General features: G+C 49.0%; 1 pseudogene. It reads left to right on the top strand.

Annotated features, from left to right (window positions below):
• Positions 1 to 95 precede the first annotated feature (95 nt).
• A pseudogene (locus J3482_RS20625) lies at positions 96 to 245 on the top strand (transposase family protein); the annotation flags it as partial.

Here is a 245-nt window from a genome sequence, read left to right as displayed (position 1 = left end):
CGGCGCAAGAATACCGATATATGGAATATTGTCTGCTTACCCTAGGTGTTGTTCCTTTTTCACCTCCACCCAAAACGACCATTCTGCAAAACGCTCAATTGAGAAAACAGTCACCCCAAGGCGCGAAACCTATGAATCGTGAAGCGATTCTGCGTGCACTGCTGGCTGCTCCGCTTGAAGGAATCTCAACGTTCACAAGGCTTCATGAACGGTTGGCGCGAGATATACGCTTTCGCTACCAGTGT

Source organism: Alicyclobacillus suci, assembly GCF_017329615.1.
GTDB classification, from domain to species: Bacteria; Bacillota; Bacilli; order Alicyclobacillales; family Alicyclobacillaceae; genus Alicyclobacillus; species Alicyclobacillus suci.
The sequence above is the reverse complement of the archived record's forward strand: the minus strand, read 5'-3'. Positions and strand labels throughout refer to the sequence as shown.